This window comes from Xenorhabdus santafensis, assembly GCF_033949405.1.
GTDB classification, from domain to species: Bacteria; Pseudomonadota; Gammaproteobacteria; order Enterobacterales; family Enterobacteriaceae; genus Xenorhabdus; species Xenorhabdus santafensis.
On sequence record NZ_VCDN01000011.1, the window covers coordinates 45,284 to 70,901 of the forward strand.

A 25,618-nucleotide genomic window follows, 5' to 3' on the forward strand; every position below is an offset into this window, starting at 1 on the left:
GCGCTGCGATTTGAAATCCATCGGATATTTATGCAGGTGATGGTTACGTCAGGTTTTTATGAAATTCGTTCAATAATCATGGCGATGCCTTGCCCTACGCCGATGCACATGGTGCACAGGGCATAACGGCCAGCGCGCCGTTCCAGTTCAAGGGTTGCTGTCAACGCAAGTCGGGCGCCACTCATTCCCAAAGGATGGCCCAAAGCAATCGCCCCGCCATTCGGGTTGACGTGCTCCGCGTCATCGGGCAGTCCCAGTTGGCGCATCACTGCCAATGATTGGGCTGCAAAGGCTTCGTTCAGCTCAATGACATCCATTTGATTTAGGCTCAAGCCAGCAAGCGCCAGTACTTTTTGGGTGGCAGGCAATGGCCCAATCCCCATGATGCGAGGTTCGACGCCACAAGTGGCGGTTGCGACAATGCGTGCCCGTGGGGTTAACCCTTGTCGCAATGCTGCTGTTTCTGAGGCCACAATGAGTGCTGCCGCGCCATCATTGATGCCGGAAGCGTTACCGGCGGTCACTGTGCCGCCAGCGCGGAATGGCGTTTTGAGCCGTTGCAGTTGTTCAAATGTTGTTTCCGGACGGGGGTGTTCGTCTTGCGAAACGAGGGTTGAAGCGCCTTTTTTGCCGGATGCTGATAAGGCGACGGGAATGATCTCTTCTGCCAATATGCCCCGTTGTTGTGCGCTGGCGGCCCGTTGCTGGCTGCGCAAGGCAAAGGCGTCCTGAGCGTCGCGGCTGATTTGAAATTCAGCGGCCACGTTTTCCGCCGTTTCCGGCATTGAGTCCGTGCCAAATTGCTGCTGCATCAGCGGGTTGATAAAGCGCCAGCCGAGAGTGGTATCAAACATCTCGGCCTGACGGCTGAATGCATTGTTTGCCTTGCCCATCACAAACGGGGCACGGGTCATGGATTCTACGCCCCCAGCCAATACTAGCCCGGCATCATTGGCTTTGATGCTGCGGGCCGCAAAGGCCAGCGCATCCAAACCAGAGCCGCACAGGCGATTGACTGTTGTTCCTGATATTGCGTTTGGCAGGTCGGCCAGCAGCAATGCCATGCGTGCAACGTTGCGGTTATCTTCTCCGGCCTGATTGGCGCAGCCGAGGATCACATCATCAACTTTTTCCCAGTCCAGTGTCGGGTAGCGCGCCATCAGAGCCCGAAGTGGCAGGGCGGCCAGATCATCGGCCCGCAGGTTCGAGAGGACGCCGCCATAACGCCCGATGGGAGTGCGGATACCATCGCAGATAAACGCGTGAGTCATGATTTTTCTCCGAGGCTGTTTTCCTGACTGTCTGCCAGAACCGGATGATCCAAGCGATGGGCGCGGCCGTGAAACAGGGCCACGGTTTTGCCTTCTTGATTGATGATTTCGACGTTGTACAGCCCGGTGTTTTTACCCTGATATTTTTCAGAGGCGGTGGCGATAAGGTGATCGCCGGCCAATGCCGGACGGATGAAGTCGATAGTGCCGGAAGTTGCGACCGCAGCGTGCCCTTGGCTGTTGCAGGCATAGGCAAAGGCGGTATCTGCAAGACTGAACAGGATGCCGCCATGACAACTTTGATGGCCGTTAAGCATGTTAGGCATTATTGTCATGCTGAGTCGGGCTACCCCGGCATCAATATGTTCAATGTGTATCCCCATGTTTTTGGCGCAGGTGTCTTTGGCATACAGGGTTTCAATGCAGCGATGAGCCAGCCGGGTGGCGGTGTTATCATACATGGGCGCTCCCCCTATTATGGTTTTGGTGCTGCGGGGAAAGCTGCAATTTGGCGTGACCTGCCGCCAGTTGGCGCAATAAAGGCGCCGGGCGGTAACGGGGTTCGCCATAGTATTTTTGCAGATTTTCCAGTGTACTGAGCAGGTGCTTCCAGCCTATTTGCTCACCCCACTCCAGCGGGCCGATGGGATAGTTCACGCCATAACGCATTGCCAGATCGATATCTTCCGCACTGGCAACGCCTTTGTTGAGGGCATCGAGTGCTTCGTTACACAGCATGGCGACGGTACGCATGGTCAATAAGGCTGGATAATCCGGCAGGAGAATGATCTGTTTGCCGAGAGATTGCAGGAAGCCTATCACTCTTGCCGTCTGTTGGGGCGGGTTCTGAGAAGCTGTACTGAGTGTGATGATTGGCGCTGCGTGGTGATTGGCCGACAGATCAAACTGCATTACCGGGGCTCTGATTTCATCAGCAATCTGAGCACAGGTTCTCCCTTTGGTCAGCGTCAGGACAACATCATCAATCTGCAAGGTGGGAGAGTGGAAGCGATCATTTTTGTGTTCTTCGAAAATGATCCCATATTTCTGCAATTCAGATTGTTTCAGAAATTCAGTGAAATAGGGTAAAGCATGCCAATTGCCTGTGGCCCTGATCCGGTCAGGTTGTTTTTGTGCTTTGGCGTGTTTTGGCTCTATTTTAGGTGCCGGCTGAGTCTCTTTTTTGTTGTTGTCATGGTCTTTGGCATGATTTCCTTTAGTCTCATTACCTTTAAGATCATGATGATAAAAACCACGGCCGCGCTTGCGTCCCAGATGCCCGGCATCGACCAGCTCTTTTTGTTGTAATGAAGGCTGGAAGCGGGGATCACTGTGGAACGCGCGAAACAGGGATTCAGTCACGGTGTAGTTTATGTCATGCCCAATCAAATCCATCAGTTGCAATGGCCCCATCGCAAAGCCACCTGATTCTTTCATGACAGCATCCAGTGTTGCGGGGGTGGCAACCTGTTCTTCCAAGGCACGCAGTGCTTCGGCATAGAATGGGCGTGCGATGCGATTGACGATAAAGCCCGGGGTGGAGCGGCAAATGACGGGCTGTTTTTTCCAGCCGCTGATCAGTGCCTTGAGTGTCATCACAGTTTGGGGGGATGTTTCCAGACCCTGTACGATTTCCACCAGCTTCATCAAGGGCGCCGGATTGAAAAAATGCAGCCCCGCCATGCGTTGTGGGGTTGGCACTGCACGGGCGATGGCGGTAATCGACAATGATGAGGTGTTACTGGCAAACAGTGCCTTGGCTGAACAAATCGTTCCCAACTGACGGAATAGCTCTTGCTTCGCTTCCAGTTGTTCGATAATGGCTTCAATCACCAACGCACAAGGTGCCAGTGCCTGTAGTGAATCGACCGGAGTGATGCGCTGCAATAATGCTTCGGTTGGGCCGGCTTCAGCTTTACCCGCTTCCACGCGTTGATGCAGGCGCGCATGGAGGCCATCCAACGCATGACGTGCAGCGGTGCTGTCCATATCAAACAGCAGGACGGTATGCCCTGCCTGAGCCGCAACCTGAGCGATGCCAATGCCCATCGTTCCCGCGCCGATAACAGCGATGGGGCCTTTGAGTGCTGGCGTGTTCATCGTTATTTCCCCTGAAATTTTGGCTGGCGTTTTTCAACGAATGCGCTGACGCCTTCACAGAAATCTTCACTGTGCCCGCACAGGCGCTGTAAATCGCGCTCGAGGTCAAGCTGCTGATCCAGCGAATTGCCTGCTGCGGCATAAGTAGCTTGTTTGATGCAGCCAAGCGCCAGTGTGGGTTGAGTCGCCAGATGTTGGGCCAACTCTTGTGTTTTGCGTTCCAGCTCTTCAGGTTCGACGACCTGCCAGATCATGCCCCATTCCAATGCTTGCTCTGCACTGATTTTTTCGCCCAACAATGCCATGCCCATGGCACGCGCCTGCCCGATTTTGTGCGGCAGGAACCAGCTTCCGCCGGAATCGGGCGCCAGACCAATGCGGCAGAAGGCTTGAATGAAGCTGGCGGTGCGGGAAGCTATAACAATGTCACAGGCCAGAGCGAGGGAAACACCGGCACCTGCTGCCACACCATTGACTGCACCGATAATCGGTTTGGGCAAGGAGGTCATGCGCCGGATCAGCGGATTATAGTAACGTTCAACGGATTGGCCGAGATCGGGGGTGCCTCCATCAGTAATGATGGAGTTTCTGTCATTCAAATCCTGACCAGAACAGAAACCACGTCCGGCACCAGTCAAAAGAACACAGCGTACAGATTCATCCTGTTCAGCAATATCCATCGCCTGACTTAACTGTTGGTGCAACTCTTCAGTAAAACTGTTGAGGTACTCTGGGCGGTTAAGAGTGATGCTAAGGACACCCGCGTTAATTTCGGTAAGTACCATTGACTTGTTTTCCATTGATCAAAATCCTTTAAATGTCGGTTTACGTTTTTCCAGAAAGGCGGTGATGCCTTCCTGACGATCGGTTGTGCCCGCCAAAGCGACAAATTGCTGGCGCTCAGCGAGTAATCCTTGTGACAGGCTGGTTTCCTGTGCGGTCTTGAGTGCGGCTTTGGCTGCCCGCAATGCGAGGGGGGAAAATTCACTGATGCGCTGCGCGATTTGCTCTGCCCGCTCCAGTGTGTTTTCATCAATGCACACTTCGCTGACCAATCCCGCAAGCTGTGCCTGTTGGGCGTTGATGGCTTCCCCTGTCAGTACCATTTGATGGGCCAGTGCCTTGCCGACGCTGCGGATAAGCCGTTGTGTTCCTCCGGCTCCCGGAATTAGCCCCAACGTGATCTCAGGCAGGCCAAAGCGGGCGCTTTCACCACAAATCACAAAATCACAGGCCAGTGCCAATTCACAGCCGGCACCAAGCGCGTAACCGTTCACGGCGGCAATCATGGGTTTATTAATATTGTTCAGGCGTTGCCAAAGCTGTGGGCGACGATCAGTGATGGCCGTTGCCACGGTTTGCTGTTGTAGTTCTTTCAGATCAGCCCCTGCCGCGAAATAGCGCGATGAACCGGTAATGACGATAGCGCCGGTTTCTTTATCTGCATCCGCTTGTTCTAACTGTTGTACTAGCAGTTCAAGGCAATCATTGCTGAGAGCATTGCGCACGTCCGGCCGATTGAGGGTCAATGTGCGTACTCTTTGTTGCTGGTGGCTTATGATCCATTCCTGATTCATTGCGGGTTCCTCAGTTATACCCTTCGTCTTTCAAGTTGCCTCTTTGTTGGCTGCATTCATTCACCCCGGTCACCGTTTTTATAAACATACGGTTAGCTATGCTCTTGGGGATTATGAGAGGCTCCTGCCTCTCGCCGGGGGCGAGCCTGTGGCTGTTCAAATTCGTTCCCTTGCCGCCGCGATGCAACTTGAAACCCATTGGGTACATTTATGCAGGTGTTTAAACAAAGCGCTTAAACGTCAAAATCTACTACTACGCCATCGCCCTTCGGCCATGATTGGCAGCTCAGGATATACCCTGCCGCCAGTTGATCCGGTTCAAGGCTGTAGTTCACATTCATTTCCACTTCACCGGATTTAAGCTGGCATTTGCAGGTTGAGCACACACCTCCTTTGCAGGCGTATGGCAAATCAGCCCCCTGACGCAGGGCAGCATCGAGAATGCTGTCATCCTCGGCATTCATGGCGATGTTGAAAGTGCGCCCGTCCAAATGAATTTCGACGCGGGTTTCGCTGCGTTCGGCAAGATTGGCAGGGCGGGGGCGCGCTTGGGCATTTCCGGTATTGAATCGTTCGCTGTGGATGCAATTAGCCGGCATGCCCGCTTGTTCGAGTGCCGCATGGGCATCGTTCAGCATTGTTTCTGGCCCGCAGAGAAATGCCCGATCAAACTGAGTAAAATTGAGCAGGGTTTTGCCGATGCGTTGCAGGTGTTCAACATCAATGCGCCCGTTGAGCAGGGGGCTGTCAGTGACTTCCTGACTGAATAAGTACAGCACCTGAAAACGGCTCAGGTAGCGATTTTTGAGATAGGCCAGTACTTCCTTGAACATGACGGATCGGTTGGTACGATTGCCATAAATCAGGGTGAAAGTGCTGTCAGGCTCCAGCGCCAGCGTACTTTTGATGATCGATAAAATTGGCGTGATGCCTGAGCCGGCGGCAATGGCTAAATAATGCCCTTGCTGGTCGGCACTGGGAATATGGCCAAAATTGCCCTGCGGCAGCATCACATCCAGCTCATCCCCGACTTTTAATTGCTGGTTGATAAAGGTGGAAAAACGGCCTTGGTAGATGGCCTTGACGCCAATTTGCAGCACATCGTCCTGCGGTGAACTGCAAATAGAGTAGCAACGGCGCAGCTCTTCACCGTTTACCCGGGCCTTGAGAGTCAGGTGCTGGCCGGGCTGGTAGAGAAAGTGCTTTTTTAGCTCACTGGGAACATGCAGTGTGACGGTCACGGCTTCCGGTGTTTCTCGTTCAATGGCAGCAATGCTTAATCGGTGGAAGCTATGTGAACGTGTTCGGTGAAAAGTAACCATCTTCACTCCCTTATTAAATGCATTTGAAATAATCAAACGGTTCCAGACACTGCTGACAGCGATAAAGGGCTTTGCAGGCGGTAGAGCCAAATTCGCTGATTTTTTCGGTTTCATGGCTGCCGCAACGGGGGCAACTGATGGAAACTGCCTCCGTCGGCTTTTCGCAGGACAAGCCTTGGGGCGGAGCGATACCGGATTCTTTCAGACGCTGTTTGGCATCGGCATTCATCCAGTCCGTTGTCCATGCAGGAGACAGACTCACATTGACATGCACCGGCGCAAAACCCGCTTGAGTCAGCAACTGGCGGATTTCGTTAATCAGAAACTCCGTCGCCGGGCAGCCAGAATATGTCGGGGTGAATGTCACCTGCCAGCCTGTTTGCAAAGGCGTGACAGAGCGCACCATGCCGAGATCGGTAATGGAAAGCGCCGGCAGTTCTGGATCGGCAATTTGATGCAGACATTGCCAGATCTGATGAATTTCCGGTTTTTGTAATGTTGTTAATTGCTGTTCCATGATCCTTCCTCTCAACCTTTGGCTGTTCAAATTCGTTCCCTTGCCGCCGCGATGCAATTTGAAATCCATTGTGTATGTATCAATTACATTTACCAATTACAGTTGGGATAAGCCCGTTGCAGGGACTGCATTTCCGCCAGCATGTACCCTAAATGTTCTGTGTGTAGTCCTTGCTTGCCGCCTTGGCGATAGGGCAGCTCTGCGGGTATTTCCAATGTGGCTGCCGCAAATGTTTCGTTGACGATATCCAGCCACGGCTCATGCAGGGTGCGGGGATCCACGGCAATGCCTTCGGCAGCCAGCCGTTGCTCGATATCGTCGCAATGGAATAATTCACCGGTAAAACGCCATAGCTGATTGACTGATTGCTGGATTTTTTGGCGGCTTTGTTCTGTACCGTCCCCCAGACGGATCATCCAGCCCCGGCTGAATCGCAGGTGATATTCCACTTCCTTCAAGGACTTGGCGCTGATGGCTGAGATTTGGGGATCACGGCTTTGTACCAGTGCCTGATGCAGCAGGACATGGTAAGCATCCATGAAGAACTGGCGAACCAGTGTGTCGTTAAAGCCGCCGTTGGGTTGTTCAACCAGCAGTAAATTGAGGAACTCACGTTCATCGCGATGAAATGCCAGATAATCTTCATCAGGCTTTTTTTCTGAGTCTGGATGCGTATCTGGCATGATTGTGGCGGCATAACTAAGAAAATGGCGTGCCTGCCCCAGCAGATCGAGCCCGATATTAGACAGCGCAAGGTCAATTTCCAGCTCTGGTGCATGGCCGCACCATTCGCACAGGCGCTGTGCCAGAATCAGTGGCGTATCACCCTGCCGCAGCACGTAATCCAGCAAGTCATGATTGGATGTCGAAACGCTATGTCTATTCATGTTTTCGTTTCCCTACATATTCTTGATGCCATCAGGAATGGTATAGAACGTCGGGTGACGATAAATCTTGGTTTCCGATGGTTCGAAAAAAGCGCCGCGATCTTCCGGTTGTGAAGCTATCAGATAAATGGATTTTACGACCCAGATCGAGCAGCCTTCATTGCGGCGGGTGTAAGCATCACGTGCGTTTTCCAGTGCCATTTGGTCATCTGCCGCATGGAGGCTGCCAACGTGGCGGTGTGCCAGCCCCTGTTTGCTGCGGACAAAGACTTCATAAAGTGGCCAATCGGTATTGTTCATTTTATGTTTTCTCCTGTTCCGATAACGCAACGGATTAAGCAGCACGTTTTTTGGCTGCCATTTTTTTGGCATGGATAGAGGCCGCCTCTCGTACCCATTTTCCGTTTTCCCAAGCACGGCGTTTGGCTTCCAGACGTTCGTGATTGCATATCCCTTGCCCTTTCAGTACTTGATAAAATTCATCCCAGTTGATTTCGCCAAAGCGGTAATGCCCGGTAGTTTCATCCCAAGCCAGTTCAGGATCGGGGGCTGTCATGCCCAGAGCCTCCAATTGGGGTACTGTGTTATCAAGGAATTTTTGCCGCAATTCATCGTTGCTGAATCGCTTAATTTTCCACGCCATGCTTTGAGCACTGTTGGGGGAGTCATTGTCATTGGGGCCGAACATCATCAATGTGGGCCACCAGAAACGGTTGATGGCATCCTGCAACATTGCGCGTTGAGCCTCGCTGCCGTTTGCCAGTGCCATGACAGCTTCATACCCCTGCCTCTGGTGGAAGCTCTCTTCTTTGCAGATTTTCACCATAGCGCGGGCGTAAGGGCCATAAGAAGCCCGGCATAAAGCAACCTGATTCACTATCGCCGCACCATCGACCAGCCACCCGATGACACCAATATCCGCCCAGCTCAGCGTGGGGTAGTTGAATATAGAGGAGTATTTCATCTTGCCATCTAATAATTTTTGATAAATGTCTTGCCGAATACAGCCCAGCGTTTCAGCCGCGCTATAGAGATACAGGCCATGCCCGGCTTCATCTTGAACTTTGGCGAGTAAGACGGCTTTGCGGCGCAGTGTCGGGGCGCGGGTGAGCCAGTTGGCTTCTGGCAACATGCCGACGACTTCCGAATGTGCATGCTGACCAATTTGGCGTATCAGGTTCTGGCGATAGGATTCGGGCATCCAGTCTTTGGCCTCAATGGACAGATCCGCTGCAATTTTTGCGTCGAAATGCATCTGAAGTGGGTCAGTTGTCATGCTAGGCTCCATTGTGATTCTGATTTTTAATATTCGGATATAAAAATGAATCATTTTTTAACTATAAATCTATAAACCGTTAACAAAAATATCAAACATAAACATTGTATATTTGTTGTACACATCACAATATTAATTTAAAAATGTTTAAAATCAGTCTATTAAATTTTAATGTCTGGTGATGCCTGGGTTGTAACCCAGGATTTGGATATAAATGTTTTATTTTTGTTGCGCTGAATGGTGGTTATTGTTGGTGAAATATGTGATACATAAATAACAAGCCATGTCTTATTAAATGATTCATTAGTGAAATTGGTGGAGAAAAGAATGCAACAATTAACGAGTTACATTTGTGGTACTTGGGTATATGGGCAGGGCAACTCCAGAACCATTCATCATGCAGTCACTGGCGAAGCTTTGTATCAGGTATCTTCGGAAGGTCTGCCATTGAAAGAAAGCCTGGAATATGCCCGCGTACAAGGAGGCAAGGCGCTGTCGGCGATGACATTCCAGCAACGGGCACAGATGATGAAAGCCGTTGCCAAACATTTGCTGGCCAATAAAGAAGCGCTGTACGCCATCTCTTCAGAAACAGGGGCAACCCGCTCAGATAGCTGGGTGGATATAGAAGGAGGCGTGGCGACGCTTTTTTCTTATGCGGGCTTGGCTGGGCGTGAATTGCCGGATGATACCCTGTGGCCGGAAGATGAAATGATCCCATTGTCCAAGCAATCCCAATTTGTCGCTCGTCATGTACTGACTTCCCGCCCCGGTGTGGCTCTGCATATCAACGCCTTTAACTTTCCCTGCTGGGGCATGCTGGAAAAATTGGCGCCCACATGGATGGCAGGTATGCCGGCTATCATCAAACCTGCAACCGCTTCTGCACAGTTGACGCAAGCGATGGTGAAACTGATCATCGACAGTGGTTTGGTGCCGGAAGGGGCATTGCAGTTGATCTGCGGTGGCATTGGCGATCTGTTCGATCATCTTGATTATCAGGATGCGGTGACTTTTACCGGATCTGCGCAAACAGGACAGATGTTGCGTGCACACCCTCGGCTGATAGCAAAATCCATTCCTTTTACAATGGAAGCTGATTCCCTCAACTGCTGCATCTTAGGTGAGGATGTGACGCCTGAAATGCCGGAGTTTGGCGTATTCATCAAAGAAGTCGTGCGTGAAATGACTGTCAAGGCAGGGCAAAAATGTACGGCCATTCGTCGCATCATTGTGCCGGCCAATCAGATGGAACCCGTCAAACAGGCATTGCTCAAGCGGTTATCCGGTGTCGCGGTTGGTGATCCGACCCTGCCTGATGTACGCATGGGGGCGCTGATTAATCTGGAACAGCGTGACGAAGTGCAAACAAAGGTCAATGAGTTGCGCGATAGTGGCTGTGAACTGTTATGCGGCGGTGCGCTGGATAAACTGGTTCTGACCGGCAATACCAACAACAACGGCGCATTTTACCCGCCGACACTGCTTTATTGTGCCGATCCCATGACAAATCAGGTTGTGCACAGTACAGAAGCCTTTGGGCCTGTATCCACTTTAATGGCGTATGAGGATGCTGAACAGGCGATAGCATTGGCGATGATGGGGCAGGGAAGTCTGGTGGGTTCATTGGTGACTGCTGATGAGCAGATTGCGGCGCAGGTGATCCGGGCGACGGCGTGTGCTCATGGCCGTATGCTGATACTGGATGAAACGGCTTCTGCGGAATCCACAGGGCATGGCTCGCCATTGCCGATGCTGGTGCACGGTGGGCCGGGGCGAGCGGGCGGAGGCGAAGAATTGGGCGGGTTGCGTGCCGTGAAACACTATATGCAGCGTACCGCGATTCAGGGCAGCCCAAGCATGCTGGCTGCGATTGGCCGTGAATGGGTTCGTGGCGCGAAAGTGAAGGAAGATCCGATTCATCCGTTCCGTAAGTACTTTGAACAACTTGAAATCGGCGAAAGCCTGCTGACCGCCCGCCGGACAGTCACGGAAGCCGATATTGTGAATTTCGCCTGCTTGAGCGGTGATCACTTTTATGCTCATGTCGATAAAATCGGGGCGGCGGAATCCCTGTTTGGTGAGCGTGTGGCGCATGGTTATTTCGTCGTATCCGCCGCAGCGGGCTTGTTTGTGGATGGCGCAGTCGGGCCTGTACTTGCCAACTACGGCATGGAGAATCTGCGTTTTATTGAGCCGGTCAAAATTGGCGATACCATTCAAGTGCGCCTGACTTGCAAGAAGAAGATCAAAAAAGTCCAGAAAACGGCGGAAGATAAACCGCATGGTGTCGTGATGTGGGATGTGCAGGTGTTGAATCAGGAACAACAGCCTGTGGCGCTTTACAGCATCCTCACGCTGGTGGAACGGCAGCATGGCGATTTTTCCGCCTTGGTATAGATGCCCTGATGGATAGCACAGACCGCCGGCAATCCACAGAATTTCAATGTGGTTTACCCGCGGTCTGATACGGAGATAAAAACCTCCGGCGGTGATGGGTTCACTGTGTCTAGAAAATTATACCCGTTGTCTTTCAAGCTGCCTCTTTATTGGCTGCATTCATTCACTCCGGTCATCGTCTTTATTCTATGCGCCCGGAGGTTACTGAGAGTCAGTCTTTAGCCGGGTAAATTCGTTCCCTTGCCGCCACGATGCATCTTGAAACCCATAGGATATCTATTGCAACCACTTAATCCCTTACCATTTAGTCTCTAATGGAGAGACTCCCTCGTGAGACGGAAAATGTGGAAGCACGTATTCGGCCATTTCTTGTAAAATTTCCTGCGCCGGTCTTTCTGAGAAGTGTATTCCTAAAGCAGCATGGTTTACCCCGGCTTCTTTCCACTCGTTAAGTAAATCAATCAAACCGTTACGCCCTGTTTTTAGCGTGAAGCCCCCACGCAATGGCGTTCTTGGGAAATTTGGATCTTCGACCAGATCAATCCAATCATTTGTCATATGTGGACGGAACTCATTAGCAGGGAGTAGGCTGCGCCATGCTTTAATTTTTTCAGCCAACCGACGCGGGCCGGCGCTGTTATGAGTGGGTTCTGGGTAAGTCAGCCACCCATCGGCATATTCTGCAATCCAATCCAGTGATTGGCGTGAAGCGCCAGTAACAATGAGTGGAATCGCGCCAAATGTCGGTTTAGGAAGAAGCTCTGCACCGGTAAAGGCACCAAGAGGAGAATTAATATTTAGGTATCCCTCTTTCATCAGTTGACGAAAATAGGTGACCGTGTCTGCGAAGCGTTTGCCGCGTTGCTCAAAATTGACCCCGTAAGCCGGGAATTCAATGGCCCTGTCTCCAGATGCAATGCCAAGAACTAGACGCCCGCCGGAAATCTGATCAATGGTCGTCGCTGCCTTTGCCAGATCAATCGGGTGGCGTAATGAAAAAATTGCACTGCCCGTCGCTAAAGAGATGGATTTTGTTTTGGCACTCAGATAGGCCAGATAGGTGAATGGATCGAAAAGTTGCCCGGCATCGCCAAATGAAGGGTCAAATAAAGGTACATCCCGAACCCACACTGAGGCAAAACCATATTTATCGGCCTGAACAACGAGTTCTGATTGGCCTTCCATGACTTTCATATCACCTTGGTAAAATTTTTGCGGTAAAAAAAGCCCTATCGTAAGTTCGTTAGGGCGAAACATCCGCTGATAACCTGGATGGTTCGAAAATAATTGCGATGACGATCCTTGAATCTTGCCTGAAGGTACTGAAGTTATTTGACTCATTTATTTTTCCTCACATATTATTTCTAAGGGCCTGTAGCGGGTGCTGGAATAGAAATGCCACGTTGCACCGCGGGTCTGGCTGCGATTCTGTCATGCCATTCGCTTAAATATTTATAATGATGAAAATCAAAATTGATAATTTGGGCGATATGAGTCCAACCGAAATGAGCTATATCAGCGATTGAATAATCTTCCCCACCAAAATATAAATTATTGGCTAAGTGGTTATTCATGGTTGAAAAAGCACGTTCAGTGAGTTTTTTAAAGCGCTCAGTCGCTTCTTTATTTTTTCCGGAACCAAAATACTCAAAATTAACTCTTTGCCCGATAATTGGCCCAACACTGGATGCGTGGAAAATTAGCCATTGGATAGCCTGCCAACGCGCATTATGTTCAACAGGGAGTAATTTATTTGTTTTATCCGCCAGATAAAGAAGAATTGCCGCAGATTCAAATATTGTCGTATTTGTATCGCTATCAAATAAAACCGGTATTCTCCCGTGCGGATTAAGCTGTAAAAACTCGGGTAATAAATTTTCACCTTTATCTATCTGCACATGGTTTAACTCATAGGGAAGCCCGAGTTCTTCCAAAGCAATAGTAATTTTAAAACCATTGGGAGAGCTATCGGTATAAATGCTAATCATAATACGCTCTTTTTATTGATGAAATGTAATTGCCTTCTCCGTCTTTCAAGCAGCCATCGTTGTTGGCGACACTCATTTATCCCGGCCACCGCTGTTATCACTAGACGGTGTTCTATGCTCCCGGGGATGGCGGGAAGACTCTTTCCTCTCGGCCTCTGGTCAGGCAAATTCGTTCCCGACGACTTTGTTATTCCCTTGCTGCCGCGATGTCACTTGAAATCCATTGGGTATAGATAAAAAGGCAAATAAGGGCACACCTCTTTGTTACGAAAACAAGAGTTCATTGTCTCTTTATAAAATTGATACCTTAGCAGTAATTATTTCCGATAAATAAATTCCAAAATGAAATTTTAATAAGGGAAGTAACGTATTTTAAATAATGGAAATATTTCACATCTAATGCTATCAGGCATTTCCAAGTGCATGGTATCAATAAGAAAAAAATGACATGTTTGAGATGTGGTAATCATAAATATTAGCCTTAACTTTAAATTTCATCAGTTGATCAGTTAATGGTATTATTATTGAATAATCCATGTTTTCACAGAAAATAGAAAACGATATTTTCTATCTTAAGAGTTTAGAAAAACTAAATTATGGCTAAATCACTACCATTGCTTGCGTTGCGTGCTTTTGTTGAAGTTGGCCAAAGCAATAGCATCAAGGCCGCAGCACACGCTTTAAACGTCACTCCGGGCGCTATTAGCCAACGGATTCGGTTATTGGAAACACGGGTAGGTGCCGAGTTATTTACACGTGAAAAACATGGCATGCGCATGACAGAAGCGGGGGAAAAGGTTTACCCACAACTGCTTGATGCATTTCAACGTCTTGAAAAAGCCTATGATAAATTGGAAAGTTCGAAATCAAGGCCGACGTTAACAATAAATACTTCCCCCACATTTGCAGCTTCCTGGCTGGTTCCGCGCTTAGGCCACTTTACGGAGCAGTATCCGCAAATTGAGATAGAAATCCAAACCTCTTACTCTGTTGTTGATTTGAAACGGGATAGAGTTGATATAGCACTTCGTCACGGCCTTGGGAATTATCCAAAATTGTCTGTGACCCCGTTGATGTCCCCCGTTTTAATCCCAGTCGCCAGCCCAGAGTTAATTAAGGCCCACCAACCCGTAAATGAACCTATTGATTGCCTTAATTACCCATTATTGCAGGATGCCAGTCGTGCTGATTGGTATCTATGGTTAAGCGCACATGGTGCCTCTGTTGATGAACGGGCAGAACGCGGTTCATGTTTTGAAGATGATCTTTTACTCATCCGGGCCGCTAAATCAGGGCAGGGAATTGCTCTGGTGCCACAGGAATATGCTGAAGATGAAATTCGGGCAGGTCAGCTAGTGCAGGTTCTTGATAACCCTTGGCCTTCTAAATTCGCTTATTACGCAGTCACTTTGCCAGAAGCCACAACGCGTTTCGAAGTTAAGGCATTTATTGATTGGATAAAAGAAGAGGCAGAAACGGCATAGCAAAAGAGAACATAAAACCTGCCAGCATTTCTAAACTTGTCTACATCGCTATGGGTAAGGATACCCGTGACACAATGATTATCATCGCGTTTGATGAGAACGAATGAGCCAGCGAATATTTGCTGGCTACGAAGTCGATTAAATCAATAAAAATTATATTTCAATAACCACACCGCTTTCTTTGCCATAAATACTGCGGATATAGCCTTTGGCAACTTGCTCGCCAGTGCAGGTTTCTTGCCCCGGGAAAAATTTTGCGTAATGAGCAAAGGAACTCTCCAATAGCCGGGGGCTAACAACGTTGATTCGAATATTATTCAGTTCCGATGCTGCTGATCGTACAAATGCTTCAATAGCTGCATTCGCCACGGCGGTTTGTGAGCCATGAGGCGACAATATTTTGCCAACAATACCTGATGTTAATGTGATTGAGCCTCCCTGTTTGATGTATTTTAAAGATTGCAGGGCGACATTGATTTGCCCCAAAGCTTTATTATTGAGGCTTTCTTCGTAATCGCTTAATTTTTCAGGTAATGTCCAAGCAGTTTTGCCAAATGTACAGATGATGGCATCAAACATTTTATGGGCTGATAAAAAATCATTTAATTGTTGTTTATCAAATACATCTAATGCATTTTCTTTTGAGTGACGACTCGCAGCAATAATTTCTAATTTTGTCTGATTATCCGTTAATAAAACATGCTGTTTTTTGAGGTTATCAATGACGTTTTTTCCGATAGTTCCCGATGCACCAATGATTAATATCTTCATACTTATGATCCTATGCTGGAAAATTATTTATGACTATGCATTCTGCTTTACAGCGATATATCCAATAAGTTTCAAGTTGCAACGAATAAAGTTGCAACTTGAGAAACCGATAGGTATAGGTAAGATATCTTTTGGCATCTATTAAAGATAGGTTGAAAATGCTAAATGACAAAATCAGGTACACTCATACGGATAATGGCAGAGGTTATATGTATAAAGTCAACTAAACGGATCTTCATCTGAATATTGTTGATTGCCAATAGCAGACCAATCTCCAGAACCATCAACATCGAGAAAAATGTTATCATTTTTATGGGTGGACATAAGCCTATACTTCTTAGGAATTAGATTTTTATTTTTTGGATTGATTGTATTGTTAATTAGAATTGGCCCTGTAAACAGCATTGTATAAGTGATTTTTCGTTCTTCACGTTGATAGTCTGTTATTTTTTTTCCGTTTGAAAATTTTGTTTCATTAAATAACCCTGTTCGCCATAAAGGGTTTATAAAATTGCATTTTTCATCATGAATTATTTCTTTTTTCTCTTTCGTTTTTAAAATAAAATCAATCCGTTTATCTCTTAGACTAGCTTCATTGTGGCTTTTTATGTGTTTTACTCTTTCGAAGTAAGGGCTGTCACAAATTTGTTTGTAAAGATGATGCCTTTTGATTGTAATTGCCATTTCAATTATTAGGTTAAATATTTTTTTTGAATTTGGTAATGATGAAATAATAGCATTTCCGAATTCTTTACCAGAGTCTTCAAGACGCCAATTTCCTCCTGATACATCACCGATACCCATGTCAGTTTTAAGGGATAGGTAGCTAAATTTATCTTTTTTTGTTTTAATATTACTGAGTTCTACGTCAGCATCTAAATATATGCCGCCTTCCATGTATAGAATTGCAAGGCGCGCTATGTCACTGGCCGATGCATAATTGTGGCAGTTTCCATTTAAATGAATAGTATATATATGCCTTAAGTAAAGAATTAATTCTCTATAATCACCATAGAGGTTTTCATGGATATCTTCACATTCATCATTTCTGTCAAAAAAACTTAAACAATGAGGCTCTTCTTTTGGGACTGCACTTTGAAAATAGGCTTGTCTGGTCAGATAATCAAAAGCCGTGTCGATATTGTTATAGTTGAAATGAAAGGAGTTTCCTATTACATAGAAGTTACTCCCTTGATAATTAAATTTCATTTTATCTAACGTATTGGTAATTAATGATTTCACATTGCTGTTTCCCCAAATATTGACTTCAAAATTTGGGTTTTTATACTTAACCAACATCATTCTTTTTAATAGATTTTCTGGTATATTGCCACCTACCCAGAAGTAATGGATTTTTTTGGGGATTTCCATGTTTTTTCCTCTTTCGGTGTAATGTGAAATATAAATGGTGTGTTATTAATTAAGTTACCTTAAGGTTGATGGAAATATCAATTTTATGATAGATATAAGTTTGATAGATATAAACTGAATTTAGTTATTAGCGCCTGATGGGGTTTTCTGTTTTGGTATTTATGATCCAAAATAATGGGTAGATAATAAAAACAGATGAAATACCTTATGTGAAGAAGCTGTAATAGATGTAGCTAAAAATAACTTGGTTTTTAAATTAAATAATAATCAGGCGTTATGTTTTTTCAGCTTTTATATCACAATATTCCCATTCCATGATGCTGAAAAGGGTGATTCATCTCACATTATTTCAATATGATTTCTCACCGGGATTTTCGACTTGTTGATAACTTGGTGCTGAGATTTGTTTTTCGCTAATCTCTCAATTGACAACTTTCCCGCAAAATCCTCATTACGGTATCGGCTCCGCTGCGATTGGGATTGATGCGGATCATACGCTGTTCCAACGTCGGATCTGTTTGGCGGAAAGTCGCGGAAATACGGTAAAACAGCGGCGGGATTTCAAACTTTGACTCTGCACCCACCGGATAAGGCAACGCCCCGAAAGTATGTGCTGCTGCAAGTACCTTTTCTGCGATAGGGTCATGAAACTCCACTAATAATACTTTTGATTGGGCATTGGCGAGAAAGGCGTGTTTAATCTGAGGCAATTCCCCTTGATTCAACCGCATGACCAGCTCGTCATTCACTTCTGCCTGTACTGCGTGCATCACGGGGGCGAATACCATTCCACGCAAAGCTTCCATTGCCTGATAACCCTGTACCTGACAACCGCCGGAATACATGCTCCGGCGCAGGGCATCAATGGCAGTTTGTTTTCCTGTCACGAGGCCGATGCCTTGTGGCCCCAGTAACTTAAAACACGAAAATGTGGAAAGAGTGGCACCGTGCTGGCAGCCAATTTTCGCCACTTTCATGGCGGCGTAGTTGTCATCGACGAGTGACGGAATATGATGCTGATTCAATATGTCGATAACGCCTTGCAGTGAGTAGCTGTCAGACATTTTCTGGCGTGTATGCTGAACAAGGCAGGCGGCGGGTTGGTATTGGTGGATTGCGGCTGAAATGTGTTCCGCATGATTGAAATCCGCGCGGATGACGTGAAGCCCCATCTGCTCAATCGATGTTTGGGTTGTGGGATAAATGGGCGCATTATGCACAAGTAACGTCGAATTGGGGCTGACTAACGCCGCCAGCCCCGCGCGTAATGCGCCGGTTCCTGCTCCATTGACAAAGGCTGCACTCTCGGCACCAAAAAACTCCGCAATGACCGTTTCAATGCGCCGGGTCATCCGTGGTTGGTGAAGATCCGGGACTAAGCCCAGATCACCCTGCGAAAGAAAATCAGCCCCGGGAAAGTAACGACAGATAATGTCCACCAGCTTGAATTGTTGCTGCTGCGCTTGTGCCATCGTCATACTTTGCAATGGATAGGTTTTCATTGGTTATTTTTTTCCCGGAAAAACTTATTTTATTCCCAAAAGAAACAGCACGTTGGCAAGAATGCCCACGGCAATGGTTGCGATTGGGCCAATGGCCATTTCTACTAAAGGACGTTTAGATGTACGGTTAAGCAGGTAGATACCCGCAACAATCATAAAGCCCATGCCCGGCAAAATGGCGTTGGAGGCAATCATAGCACCAACCAGCAAGGCCACTTCGAGCATTTTGGTGATCGCGGTACGAATATGCCCGCTGCATGCTTTCACGCCGGGGTATTTATCCAGCCAAATTGCGATTTTCGCCAGCAACTGGATCTCGATGAACATCGTGATGCCGCCTGCGATAAAGGCAATCCAGGGATTGTTGGTTGCCAATCCTGCAACAAATACGAATTTCATGCCATTCGGGCTGTAAACGCCGGTGGCGATGGCCGTTGTTCCCACTAAAGGAATGAAGCCAATGGCACGGGCCAAGGCGACCAGCAAGGCATTGGTTTGCTCACCTTGTGCCATCAATTGCAGAGAAACCGGGCCCTCTGCCAGCAGGCTAAAAGACATGGTTGCCGCACTGGCAGTCAGACCGCCGCACAAGATCAGCAGCCATTTGTTTTTCTGGATGCGCTCGATACGGGTTGAAAACAGGCCGACCAAAACTTCGTTCGCCCCTTTTTGCTCTTTGGATTGGGCGGGGCGTTCACGCATGGCAAAGTAGAACATGGCAATCATTGACAGCAGCAGTGCCGCACCATTGGGATCAACGCTGACCGGTTTTTCAATCATGCCGCCAAAACTCAGCGGGCCAATGGCTTTGGTGCCCAGATAGCCCACCAATGCGGTGAACATCACCATAAGCCCTTTGCGATAGCCATATTGGTAGCCGACAACCATCGCCGGGAACAGGGCAAAACAGGCAACAATCGGATCTCCGACTTTCTTGAGATCATCAGTGAAATTCACGGGCAGCATCGCAAACAGTTCCACCACTGAGCGCAGGCCGGCCAATAAGGCGATGGCATACAGGGCACCGATGATGCCAGAAGCGATATATCCTCTCCGGCTGTTGGCACACCAGATGCCAATCATGTCGGTGCCGAGCAACAAACTATGTACCAGCACAATGGGAGCGGTGAGCGAGAAAGGAATGCCGAAACCCACCACCAAGCCAATGCTCAGGGCAAAGCTGGTTGCGGCCAGTGCCTTGCGGCTCATGCGCCCTTCAAGGTACTCCGGCAATAATGGACGCAGGCCGTCATGGAAAACGGCGATGCCACGGTTTGCCATCATCGCGGCAATGGCCCCGATTGCAGCCAGTAATCCTGCTTTGAAAGGGTCAACTTCTATCAATCTCATCAGGAATTCATGTAAGTGTTGCATGATGGTTCCCTCACTGTGAGATGGCGGTCTGTGAAATAATGGTATTGATGATCACCGGCAAAACCATATCAATATCTTGTCCGGTAAACCCAAATGCCTTTTTCCCTGCCTTGACATGGGCGATTATCTCATCATCAGACAATATTTTTCCCGGCATACTGATAGTGGCACATTGGTTCAGGCCGATAAGGGCGATTGCGATGGCCAGCGCTCCGCCGCCACCGGTATTGCAGGCACCAAGATAGTAATCTGCTTCGCCATTTTTAACGGCCATCGCCGCTTCAATGTCATTCATGATGGTAATTGAAGTCGCTTTGTCCCCCGCCAATCGACGAATACCTTCGGCTATTGCCCCTTTCTCTATTTGTCCACCAACGACAAATCTCATATTCATATCCCTCTCTTTGTATCTTCTATCGGATTGCTTTTTGAAAAAGCTATGTTTTTTTAACACTGAATTTTCAGTGCTGGTTTTTTTAAAGGCTGTGCTGGAAAAATCGTGCAGGATTATCACGTAACATCTGATCTATCTGCATTTGGGAAAACCCGGCTTCGAGTAACATAGGGACAAAGACGGTAAGCAGATAATCAAACCCATTCCCTCCGTTGCTTTTCAAATGGGAACGGCGAGTAATATCTTGGGAAAGCATAACCCGATCAAGCCGCCCATATTTGGCGATCTCTTGTAACATGGCGATGCGACCGCTATCTGGATAGTAATTATTTTTGCCGATTGTATCGAATTGCACCCATGCCCCTGCTTCCAGAATGGGTATGATGGTGTTCAGGTTATCTCGCAGATCGCAATGACCAATGGCGATATGCTCAGGAGAGACACCAAGATCTGTCAGCAGTGCCAGTTGTTCGCGCCCCATCGTGCTGAGCGTGGTATGGGTGGAAATGGGGCAGCCGGTCGTTTGGTGGGCCAATGCCGCCGCCGCAAAGACTTTTTGCTCATCTTCCGTGATTTGCCCAAGGCTGGAGCCAATCTCGGCTATTATTCCCGCTTTTAATGCCGTGCCATCAATGCCGATTTCAATTTCCGTGATCATGTCATCAGCGATCGCTTGCACGCTCAATTCTTTGAAATGGTCAGGGAAAAATGGCTGTTTGTAGTAGCCGGTTGAGGCAATAATATTGATGCGGGTATCACGCATTAAATCCAGCAAAAAAGCCGCATTGCGCCCCATGTAACGGTTAGTCATCTCCACTATGTTCCTTACCCCAAGGGCATGGAGCTGGAGAAGTTCATCAACTATCAGGTCATATTGATCCAACCGGCAATCCAGACTGTCTTTTGCGCCGGAAAGGTCGATATGCAAATGTTCGTGTACATAGGTATACCCTGATGCGTCAAAACCACGATTTTCTGATGAAGATTGCAGTGTATCCCCCCAATGTTCAACTTGATATCTTTGATATCCCGCTGCCCGAGTGAGTCTTCAACTGCATCAATGATGGATGAGGAATACGAAGCGGAATGTATGGGCGTATCCCCAGTTTGCTTTTAGTTTCCCATAATGGCCTTTATAAATGATGATGTTATCAATGGCTATTCCACAAAATAGCCATTTCATCGATTTATCGTGCACAAATATTCATAAAGTCATCGCGCAGGATCATGAGGGAAATCTACTATAGCGAAAATAACATTATTTGATGGCAGAGTAATACTATATGTAATACCGATAATTTTATATCTATAACGTAATACCCATATCGGGGGAGTTACTGGGTATAGCCGTTATTCTTCCAATTTCCCTGACTGTCATAGATGCCTTCAAGTTTGGGAGAGCCCGATTGAATGCCTGAGACCAGGGCCACATCACTGCGGGTCACGAAAACCTGAGAGCGGAAACACATAATTACCGGGCTGCCGATTGGATGTGTACCTGCAATGGGGAGATGGTAGTCAATGCAAGGATCGCCCAAACGCAGTATGCGCGTGGTTTTGGGTGGAGCGGTTTTAGGTGGGACAGTTTTGGGGAAAGGATGCAGGGGGGATATTTCTGGTGAGACGTTCTCAGAAAAAACCAGCGCATGTTTCATGTGTCCACGTTTGTAGTAACCGCCACCATAGCAATAACTATTGCCATCATGATGATGTGAAACTTCGGTGACATAAGCCATTGCGATATGTTCTGGCTCTTGGCCTGTGATATTTGCAGGGATTGTCCCGGTTAAAGCATGGCCTGGCTCAAGGTGGGTAGCTCCATATTTGGCCAGCAGCGGGATAGTATTGCAGCTTGACGCAGAAGGGGCATTAATCTGCGAAAGTTTCACGCCGAGTTGTTCAAGCCGGTTTCGCGCGCGAATGAGGGTCAGCAGATTGGCTGTGGGTAAGGTGGTTTGATAGCGTGAATCCCACGACAGGCAAGGAAAGTGGGTCAGGCCACTTAATTTCACTCCCGGCATCTGTTTTACGGCATCGACAACAGATTCAAGCTCATCAAAGGTAATGCCTGCTTCCTGACAGGGGAAGACAATATCTCGTTTATCAAAAACTTTAAGCATGATGGGTTGAACGCGTCCCAGCTTCTCAGCCGTATCCGAAATCGTTTGCGCCTTTTCACGTGAAAAAACTGTAATGATGTCTGGATTGCGCTTAAGCAGAGTTTCTATTAAATGCGTCGGCGTCTGTACCAGATGGCCGATATGACATAGCGGTATATCGTGCTGGCTCAGGCTATAGGCTTCCTTGAAATCGACAGCGACAACGCCGCGGTAGCCCAACTCAATCAGTTTCTTGGTCAACCAAGGGTTGCGCCCGAACTGCTTGGTCATCAAATAGAGTTCAATATCGTGTTGATTGGCGGTTTTCAGCAGTTTCCGGCCGTTATTTAAAACCTGATCAACATCGATAATGTAGGTATCTGGCAATATTGTGCCTTGTTGCCAAAGTCTTCTTGCAACTTCAATCAATTTGGGGTTTTGTTTTTTCAAGGCATTAATAAACATAGGTTTCTCTTCATGTCTGCAAAGCAGCAAGGCTGTGTGAAAACAGAAACTGTTTACGAAACAAAAATCTTCATTTTTTTGAATATTTATAATGTAATCAAAAGCTAACTGCTTTCGAAAGAAAGCATTAAACCATATAAATTTACTAACAGGTAGCCTTCTTCATTAGGATGTAATGTCTCGGTGAATTTTTTTATGAGGGAGCGGTGGATGGTGATGAGTTGATTGTAATGTTCAGAAAGCTCTATTTTTTCCAGTATTGTCCTATCCAGCGGGGAAACTGTTTCTCCACGGCGTGACCGCATGAAAGCGCTTGCCATATGGGTTAGAGCCATTTCACCTTGTGGATGGCGGACAGGAATGAACCAGACGTCTTCCAGCTCATGCATAACATCCAGCATGCTGTCGTAGATATCTCGTTCGATGACGCCACCTTGCAGCAGGATAGTTAAGCGTTGTTCTATCATTGCTTTTTGTTACACGTCTTTATTAATAAAGTGGTTGTTTGAGTTTTTCGAATATCAGTAAACGGGTGTGATGATACCTGCTACAACGTCTTGTTGATGGCTCAGCAGTTCATCCCGGTCAACCATGGTATGCAGGAGTTGCTGGATGGGAATATTATCTTTGCGGGCAAGGATAACGGCTTCAGAGGCTTTGACAAAGCTGTCGCCATCACCAGGGATCAACGTCATCAACCCCTGTGAGAGCAGCTCATGGCCTTGCCCCACGTTCCAGATAGCCGCATCGATGTGGCCTTTTATTATTTGATTCAGACATTCATGATAGGAAACTTCGACCAATTCAATCTCTTTGCCTTCAAAGTACTGATTTGTCATTATTTTTTGGTCTGCCGAGGTGCTGTCTAGCCCTACGCGGCGAATCGATTCCATTTCGCCTTGACGAAAGATCAATCTATGCCTGTCTGTATAACTTTGTGTCCCTAGTGAAAGCGCAATATATAAATCTTTATTTTCAGGATGTTGTTCTGCGGCAAGCCTTGATGTTACTGCTAAGTCGTATACACCATTTAGCAGGCATTCAATGCGGATATCTGAGCCACGCATATGTGCAAAGTAAAACGGTATCCCTGCACATAAGGCTTTCAAACCACTTGCCAATCCTTCATAGGCGCGGGTGTAAGGAAGCGGCATCGCACAGACCACATTGCCGATATCGGCATACTCCAAGAGCAATTTATGGTTAATTTGTGCAAGAAAACTACCATTACGACCACGACGCTTAATTCCAACTGCTTGTGTTTGTTCAAGGGATTTTAATGCCGCTTGCATTAAACCTACGGACAAACCACATTCTTTGGCTAACAATTCTATAGTTTTTAGTCGGTTGCCACATTGTTCTGAGAGGAGGTAACGAGCAAGAAATGCTTGTGCAATTCCCTCTTTTTTAATGAATGTTTGACTCATCATTGCAAGTTGCTATCCATTCTTGTTTATCTTCATAAATTTGAACATAAATCGCAATAAGCGAATTAAAGAAACTGGATTAATATCACAATTGCCAAAAAAATGAAAATTTAAAAAATAACAAAGTCCAATATTATCAATCTTTTGAAGATATATTTTTATTTCGCTTTGAAGATATAAAAAATCATTAATTTGGAAGAAAATAGGGATGGCAGGAGATTAACTGCATCTGAACGCTATATTTTTCTATCTAGTTAGTGATTTTTGCTGCGCTATTTATCACGTTATAGAATAATTAGGATAACATTTTGCAGCTAATTCTTGCGTTAATCAACAAAATATCTCACTGTTGTAATTTATTTAAATGTATCGAAAATTTAATTTAACTGTTTTGAATATTATTCTTTACATGTGTATACCCAATAATAAATTTGGCTTATTTTAAGCCTATACTTTAAATTTATATTTCGGACTGTTATAAAAAATAGAAAAGGTTGCCGCCCATGAAAATTACAGCTAATCATATTTCGATTGAAATTGAAGACAGCGGTGGAGAAACACGCCCGGTTGTTTTGCTTATTATGGGGTTGGGTATGCAGCTTATTGACTGGCCGGATGAAGTTGTCAGCCAATTGATTGACGCTGGATTCCGGGTGGTCCGTTATGATAATCGTGATGCAGGGCTGAGCCAGCGCTTTGAGCATGTCCGGCGAGGCGCCCTTCTTTGGCAAAAACTTCGCTTTCGTTTCGGGCTGCCTGTACGCCCATTTTATAGTCTGCAAGATATGGCGGATGACGCCTTGGGGGTGCTTGATGCGTTGAATATTCCGAGAGCCCATATTATTGGCGCATCGATGGGAGGAATGATCGCCCAGAGACTGGCTGCCATTTATCCTGAACGCGTGATGAGTTTAGTCAGTATCATGAGTTCCAGCGGTGCTCGCCACCTTCCTGCGCCCAAGCCAGAAACGATGGCTGCATTGCTGTCTAAACCTGCCGGCACCAGTGAAGATCAGTTAGTTGATCATCAGCTTAAAGTCACCCAAGCTGTGCTTTCACCTGCTGAATCTTTTGACAAAGATAAGCTGGTTCAGCATATCAGGCTAGCTTTACGCCGCGGCGGATATTATCCCAATGGTTCAGCTCGGCAGATACTGGCGATAATGGCTGATTCCGGCAGAGCAGAACTTTTGGCCCAAATTCGCTGCCCAACCTTGGTTGTGCACGGCGAGGACGACCCTTTAATTCCAATGGCCTGTGGAGAAGATACGGCCAAGCGCATTGCCGGAGCCGAATTTCTGCCGATACCAGAAATGGGCCATAGCTTCCCGCTTTCATTTATGCAGACTCTGGCCGGAAAAATAATTCCATTTTTGCATGGAATAAAATAATA

At 47.3% G+C, this 25,618-nt stretch carries 25 protein-coding genes; 3 read left to right on the forward strand and 22 right to left on the reverse strand.

All coding sequences use genetic code 11. The features are described from left to right. Nucleotides 1-56: 56 nt before the first annotated feature. The 11 genes from pcaF to paaA form a co-directional block, all read right to left on the reverse strand. Nucleotides 57-1,271, reverse strand: coding sequence for a 3-oxoadipyl-CoA thiolase (gene pcaF, locus FE392_RS01880; protein ID WP_319928535.1), 1,215 nt, complete (start codon nt 1,269-1,271; stop codon nt 57-59). Beyond that, complete coding sequence (gene paaI, locus FE392_RS01885) at nt 1,268-1,732, reverse strand: hydroxyphenylacetyl-CoA thioesterase PaaI (RefSeq protein ID WP_319928536.1); 465 nt, start codon at nt 1,730-1,732, stop codon at nt 1,268-1,270. The genes pcaF and paaI overlap by 4 nt, the downstream gene beginning before the upstream one ends. Next, nucleotides 1,725-3,371, reverse strand: coding sequence for a 3-hydroxyacyl-CoA dehydrogenase (locus FE392_RS01890; protein ID WP_319928537.1), 1,647 nt, complete (start codon nt 3,369-3,371; stop codon nt 1,725-1,727). The genes paaI and FE392_RS01890 overlap by 8 nt, the downstream gene beginning before the upstream one ends. Before the next feature lie 2 nt (nt 3,372-3,373). Continuing rightward, nucleotides 3,374-4,171 (reverse strand): 2-(1,2-epoxy-1,2-dihydrophenyl)acetyl-CoA isomerase PaaG, encoded by a 798-nt coding sequence (paaG, locus tag FE392_RS01895; protein ID WP_319928538.1) that lies wholly within the window; start codon nt 4,169-4,171, stop codon nt 3,374-3,376. 3 nt (nt 4,172-4,174) lie between these two features. Then, nucleotides 4,175-4,948: a 2,3-dehydroadipyl-CoA hydratase PaaF gene (gene paaF / locus FE392_RS01900; protein WP_319928539.1), complete on the reverse strand. Its 774-nt coding sequence runs from the start codon at nt 4,946-4,948 to the stop codon at nt 4,175-4,177. 10 nt (nt 4,949-4,958) lie between these two features. Continuing rightward, nucleotides 4,959-5,147: a hypothetical protein gene (locus FE392_RS01905; RefSeq protein ID WP_319928540.1), complete on the reverse strand. Its 189-nt coding sequence runs from the start codon at nt 5,145-5,147 to the stop codon at nt 4,959-4,961. 34 nt (nt 5,148-5,181) lie between these two features. Then, nucleotides 5,182-6,270 (reverse strand): 1,2-phenylacetyl-CoA epoxidase subunit PaaE, encoded by a 1,089-nt coding sequence (gene paaE / locus FE392_RS01910; protein WP_319928541.1) that lies wholly within the window; start codon nt 6,268-6,270, stop codon nt 5,182-5,184. A 13-nt stretch (nt 6,271-6,283) separates the two neighbouring features. Continuing rightward, on the reverse strand, nt 6,284-6,787 hold the full coding sequence (gene paaD, locus FE392_RS01915; RefSeq protein ID WP_319928542.1) for a 1,2-phenylacetyl-CoA epoxidase subunit PaaD: 504 nt from the start codon (nt 6,785-6,787) through the stop codon (nt 6,284-6,286). 89 nt (nt 6,788-6,876) lie between these two features. Then, a complete protein-coding gene (paaC, locus tag FE392_RS01920; RefSeq protein ID WP_319928543.1) occupies nt 6,877-7,674 on the reverse strand; it encodes a 1,2-phenylacetyl-CoA epoxidase subunit PaaC in 798 nt (265 codons plus the stop codon). Between the two features lie 12 nt (nt 7,675-7,686). After that, nucleotides 7,687-7,974, reverse strand: coding sequence for a 1,2-phenylacetyl-CoA epoxidase subunit PaaB (gene paaB / locus FE392_RS01925; RefSeq protein ID WP_092509782.1), 288 nt, complete (start codon nt 7,972-7,974; stop codon nt 7,687-7,689). A 34-nt stretch (nt 7,975-8,008) separates the two neighbouring features. Continuing rightward, entirely contained in the window at nt 8,009-8,950 is a 942-nt protein-coding gene (paaA, locus tag FE392_RS01930) for a 1,2-phenylacetyl-CoA epoxidase subunit PaaA (RefSeq protein ID WP_319928544.1), read from the reverse strand. Nucleotides 8,951-9,277: 327 nt separating this feature from the next. Here paaA and paaZ point away from each other — a divergent pair, with 327 nt between their 5' ends. Next, the gene (gene paaZ, locus FE392_RS01935; protein WP_319928545.1) at nt 9,278-11,350 is read left to right on the forward strand and encodes a phenylacetic acid degradation bifunctional protein PaaZ; all 2,073 of its coding nucleotides are present in this window, start codon (nt 9,278-9,280) and stop codon (nt 11,348-11,350) included. A 297-nt stretch (nt 11,351-11,647) separates the two neighbouring features. Here paaZ and FE392_RS01940 read toward each other — a convergent pair whose 3' ends face one another. Next, nucleotides 11,648-12,691, reverse strand: coding sequence for an LLM class oxidoreductase (locus FE392_RS01940; RefSeq protein WP_319928546.1), 1,044 nt, complete (start codon nt 12,689-12,691; stop codon nt 11,648-11,650). Nucleotides 12,692-12,714: 23 nt separating this feature from the next. Further along, nucleotides 12,715-13,338: a glutathione S-transferase family protein gene (locus tag FE392_RS01945; protein WP_319928547.1), complete on the reverse strand. Its 624-nt coding sequence runs from the start codon at nt 13,336-13,338 to the stop codon at nt 12,715-12,717. 596 nt (nt 13,339-13,934) lie between these two features. On the opposite strand from FE392_RS01945, the gene FE392_RS01950 reads away from it, so the two are divergent. Then, nucleotides 13,935-14,822 carry a LysR substrate-binding domain-containing protein gene (locus tag FE392_RS01950; RefSeq protein WP_319928548.1) on the forward strand — a complete coding sequence of 296 codons (888 nt, stop codon included), beginning with the start codon at nt 13,935-13,937 and terminating at the stop codon, nt 14,820-14,822. A gap of 153 nt (nt 14,823-14,975) precedes the next feature. Here FE392_RS01950 and FE392_RS01955 read toward each other — a convergent pair whose 3' ends face one another. From FE392_RS01955 to yhfZ, 9 genes are all read right to left on the reverse strand, one after another. Further along, nucleotides 14,976-15,593 (reverse strand): short chain dehydrogenase, encoded by a 618-nt coding sequence (locus FE392_RS01955; protein ID WP_319928549.1) that lies wholly within the window; start codon nt 15,591-15,593, stop codon nt 14,976-14,978. Between the two features lie 219 nt (nt 15,594-15,812). Continuing rightward, nucleotides 15,813-16,964 (reverse strand): TcdA/TcdB catalytic glycosyltransferase domain-containing protein, encoded by a 1,152-nt coding sequence (locus tag FE392_RS01960; RefSeq protein WP_319928550.1) that lies wholly within the window; start codon nt 16,962-16,964, stop codon nt 15,813-15,815. Between the two features lie 413 nt (nt 16,965-17,377). Beyond that, on the reverse strand, nt 17,378-18,466 hold the full coding sequence (locus tag FE392_RS01965; protein WP_319928551.1) for an aminotransferase class V-fold PLP-dependent enzyme: 1,089 nt from the start codon (nt 18,464-18,466) through the stop codon (nt 17,378-17,380). Nucleotides 18,467-18,490: 24 nt separating this feature from the next. Beyond that, the gene (locus tag FE392_RS01970; RefSeq protein ID WP_319928552.1) at nt 18,491-19,840 is read right to left on the reverse strand and encodes a YhfT family protein; all 1,350 of its coding nucleotides are present in this window, start codon (nt 19,838-19,840) and stop codon (nt 18,491-18,493) included. 10 nt (nt 19,841-19,850) lie between these two features. Continuing rightward, on the reverse strand, nt 19,851-20,228 hold the full coding sequence (locus FE392_RS01975; protein ID WP_319928715.1) for a DUF2620 domain-containing protein: 378 nt from the start codon (nt 20,226-20,228) through the stop codon (nt 19,851-19,853). 88 nt (nt 20,229-20,316) lie between these two features. Beyond that, the gene (locus FE392_RS01980) at nt 20,317-21,162 is read right to left on the reverse strand and encodes a phosphotriesterase family protein (protein ID WP_319928553.1); all 846 of its coding nucleotides are present in this window, start codon (nt 21,160-21,162) and stop codon (nt 20,317-20,319) included. 406 nt (nt 21,163-21,568) lie between these two features. After that, a complete protein-coding gene (locus FE392_RS01985) occupies nt 21,569-22,798 on the reverse strand; it encodes a YhfX family PLP-dependent enzyme (protein ID WP_319928554.1) in 1,230 nt (409 codons plus the stop codon). Nucleotides 22,799-22,902: 104 nt separating this feature from the next. Next, a complete protein-coding gene (locus FE392_RS01990; RefSeq protein WP_319928555.1) occupies nt 22,903-23,265 on the reverse strand; it encodes a PRD domain-containing protein in 363 nt (120 codons plus the stop codon). A gap of 54 nt (nt 23,266-23,319) precedes the next feature. Next, the gene (gene yhfZ / locus FE392_RS01995) at nt 23,320-24,228 is read right to left on the reverse strand and encodes a GntR family transcriptional regulator YhfZ (protein WP_319928556.1); all 909 of its coding nucleotides are present in this window, start codon (nt 24,226-24,228) and stop codon (nt 23,320-23,322) included. A 500-nt stretch (nt 24,229-24,728) separates the two neighbouring features. Here yhfZ and FE392_RS02000 point away from each other — a divergent pair, with 500 nt between their 5' ends. After that, nucleotides 24,729-25,616, forward strand: coding sequence for an alpha/beta fold hydrolase (locus tag FE392_RS02000; protein ID WP_319928557.1), 888 nt, complete (start codon nt 24,729-24,731; stop codon nt 25,614-25,616). Nucleotides 25,617-25,618 lie beyond the last annotated feature (2 nt).

Bases quoted from the DNA above. Each gene is read 5' to 3' on its own strand.
- FE392_RS01950 (WP_319928548.1), top strand. From the start codon at position 13,935: ATGGCTAAATCACTACCATTGCTTGCGTTGCGTGCTTTTGTTGAAGTT.
- FE392_RS01940 (WP_319928546.1), bottom strand. From the start codon at position 12,691: ATGAGTCAAATAACTTCAGTACCTTCAGGCAAGATTCAAGGATCGTCA.
- paaC (WP_319928543.1), bottom strand. From the start codon at position 7,674: ATGAATAGACATAGCGTTTCGACATCCAATCATGACTTGCTGGATTAC.
- paaD (WP_319928542.1), bottom strand. From the start codon at position 6,787: ATGGAACAGCAATTAACAACATTACAAAAACCGGAAATTCATCAGATC.
- paaB (WP_092509782.1), bottom strand. From the start codon at position 7,974: ATGAACAATACCGATTGGCCACTTTATGAAGTCTTTGTCCGCAGCAAA.
- paaI (WP_319928536.1), bottom strand. From the start codon at position 1,732: ATGTATGATAACACCGCCACCCGGCTGGCTCATCGCTGCATTGAAACC.
- FE392_RS01955 (WP_319928549.1), bottom strand. From the start codon at position 15,593: ATGAAGATATTAATCATTGGTGCATCGGGAACTATCGGAAAAAACGTC.
- FE392_RS02000 (WP_319928557.1), top strand. From the start codon at position 24,729: ATGAAAATTACAGCTAATCATATTTCGATTGAAATTGAAGACAGCGGT.
- FE392_RS01975 (WP_319928715.1), bottom strand. From the start codon at position 20,228: ATGAGATTTGTCGTTGGTGGACAAATAGAGAAAGGGGCAATAGCCGAA.
- FE392_RS01905 (WP_319928540.1), bottom strand. From the start codon at position 5,147: ATGGGTTTCAAGTTGCATCGCGGCGGCAAGGGAACGAATTTGAACAGC.
- yhfZ (WP_319928556.1), bottom strand. From the start codon at position 24,228: ATGATGAGTCAAACATTCATTAAAAAAGAGGGAATTGCACAAGCATTT.
- FE392_RS01890 (WP_319928537.1), bottom strand. From the start codon at position 3,371: ATGAACACGCCAGCACTCAAAGGCCCCATCGCTGTTATCGGCGCGGGA.
- paaE (WP_319928541.1), bottom strand. From the start codon at position 6,270: ATGGTTACTTTTCACCGAACACGTTCACATAGCTTCCACCGATTAAGC.
- FE392_RS01990 (WP_319928555.1), bottom strand. From the start codon at position 23,265: ATGATAGAACAACGCTTAACTATCCTGCTGCAAGGTGGCGTCATCGAA.
- paaF (WP_319928539.1), bottom strand. From the start codon at position 4,948: ATGAATCAGGAATGGATCATAAGCCACCAGCAACAAAGAGTACGCACA.
- FE392_RS01985 (WP_319928554.1), bottom strand. From the start codon at position 22,798: ATGTTTATTAATGCCTTGAAAAAACAAAACCCCAAATTGATTGAAGTT.
- FE392_RS01965 (WP_319928551.1), bottom strand. From the start codon at position 18,466: ATGAAAACCTATCCATTGCAAAGTATGACGATGGCACAAGCGCAGCAG.
- FE392_RS01970 (WP_319928552.1), bottom strand. From the start codon at position 19,840: ATGCAACACTTACATGAATTCCTGATGAGATTGATAGAAGTTGACCCT.
- FE392_RS01960 (WP_319928550.1), bottom strand. From the start codon at position 16,964: ATGGAAATCCCCAAAAAAATCCATTACTTCTGGGTAGGTGGCAATATA.
- paaG (WP_319928538.1), bottom strand. From the start codon at position 4,171: ATGGAAAACAAGTCAATGGTACTTACCGAAATTAACGCGGGTGTCCTT.
- paaZ (WP_319928545.1), top strand. From the start codon at position 9,278: ATGCAACAATTAACGAGTTACATTTGTGGTACTTGGGTATATGGGCAG.
- FE392_RS01945 (WP_319928547.1), bottom strand. From the start codon at position 13,338: ATGATTAGCATTTATACCGATAGCTCTCCCAATGGTTTTAAAATTACT.
- pcaF (WP_319928535.1), bottom strand. From the start codon at position 1,271: ATGACTCACGCGTTTATCTGCGATGGTATCCGCACTCCCATCGGGCGT.
- paaA (WP_319928544.1), bottom strand. From the start codon at position 8,950: ATGACAACTGACCCACTTCAGATGCATTTCGACGCAAAAATTGCAGCG.